Origin of the sequence: Streptomyces pactum, assembly GCF_016031615.1 — a bacterium.
GTDB lineage: Bacteria > Actinomycetota > Actinomycetes > Streptomycetales > Streptomycetaceae > Streptomyces > Streptomyces pactus.
The window spans coordinates 1-1,681 of the sequence record NZ_JACYXC010000016.1; the positions used below are offsets into that span (position 1 = coordinate 1).

Here is a 1,681-nt window from a genome sequence, read left to right on the forward strand (position 1 = left end):
CCGCACGTTCCGGGTGCCGGACCGTCCTGGGCAGCGGAACGGTCCGGGTGCCGGACCGTTCCGGGCGCAGGCATGTTCCCGGTGCCGGACCGTTCCGGGCGCCGGGGCGGCCGAGGCGCGCACCATCAGCTCCGCCCGGATCATCGCCACCCCGCCGGGCGGCAGCGGTTCCCGGCCCAGCGCCAGTCGTCCGGCGCGGGCCCCGGCCTCGTACAGCGGCAGCCGGACGGTGGTCAGCGCCGGTACCGCGTCGGCGCTGAACGGCAGGTCGTCGAAGCCCACCACCGATACGTCCTGGGGGATGCGCAGGCCCTGGTCGCGCAGGGCGGCGCAGACGCCCAGCGCGACGGTGTCGTTGGCGGCCATCACGGCGGTGATCCCGGGGTCGCGGCGGAGCAGCTCCATGGTGGCGTCGTAGCCGGCGCACCGCTCGTACGGGCCGAATATGGTCAGCCGGTCCGCCTCCGGTACGCCCGGCCCGCCGGATCGGGAGGCGGCCGGGTGGGCGGCGGCCCGGTCGCACCCGTCGCACCGGCTCTCCCCGTCACCGGGGGCGTTCCGGCCCCGGCGGTCGCGGTCGTCCCCGCCGTTGCGGTCGTTCCCGCCGTTGCGTGTCCCGGGGCCGCGGACGTCCTCGGCGGCACGGTCCCCTCGGTCGCGTCCGCCGTCGCCCCGGAACCCCTCGGGGCCTCGGTCGCCCCCGGTCCCGCCGCCCGTGCCGTCCGTGTGGTCCGTGTCGTCCGTCCGGCCGTCCGCAGCCACCGGGGCCACCCGCGCTGCCGGAATGCCGTGGCCGCCCACGCCATGGGCGGCGAGCGCGGCCCGGTGTCCCTCCAGCCGGTGCCGGGTGGTGGTGCGGTCGGCCGGGCCGGCGATGTAGCCGATGCGCCGATGACCCAGCGTCAGCAGATGTTCCGTCAGCCGCCGCGCGCCGCCCCGGTTGTCGAAGGTGAGGGTCACCGCGTCCGGGACGGGGGGACGTCCGCACAGCACCACACGGGTGCCGGCAGCGGTGAGCCGGGAGACCCGGGCGGCCACCGCGGCGGCGTGCGACGGGTCCTCCACCGCCCCGCCGGTGATGATCACGGCGGCGGCGCGCTGGCGCTGGAGGAGGGTCAGGTAGGTGAGTTCGCGGGCCGGGGCCCCACCGGTGCTGCAGATGACCGCCAGTTTCTCGCCGCCACGCCCCGGTTCGCCGCCGCGTCCCATCTCGGCCTGGACCGCTCCGGCCAGGACCCCGAAGAACGGGTCCGCGATGTCGTGGACGAGTACCCCCACCAGATCGGAGGTGGCGGCGGCGAGAGCGCTTGCCGGGCCGTTGACCACGTACTCCAGTTCGTCCACCGCGCGCAGCACCCGGGCCCGGGTGGCCTCCGCCACCGGATAGTTGCCGTTCAGCACCCGGGAGACGGTGGCCGCCGAGACCTGGGCGCGGGCCGCGACATCCGCCAGGGTCACTGCCATGGGGGTCCTCCGTGGGGGAACGACGGGTGTGCCGTAGGGAACGACGGGTGCGCCGGACGCGCCGGGGGGAAGGGGGATACCGGTCCGGCCGCCCGACGGCGTACATGCTCTCACCGGACCCCGTGGCGATGCGGGGGTTCCGGTTCTTCCGGCCGGACCGCGGACGCGGCGAGGGCGGCGGACGTGGCAGGGGCGGCGGACGCGCCCTTGCCGCCCG

Annotated in this window: 1 protein-coding gene; it reads right to left on the reverse strand. The window is 76.9% G+C overall.

All coding sequences use genetic code 11. From position 1 onward, the window contains the following. Nucleotides 1-1,464, reverse strand: a 1,464-nt coding sequence (locus IHE55_RS30410; RefSeq protein ID WP_197992638.1) for a LacI family DNA-binding transcriptional regulator, incomplete at its 3' end; no start/stop codon positions are given. Nucleotides 1,465-1,681 lie beyond the last annotated feature (217 nt).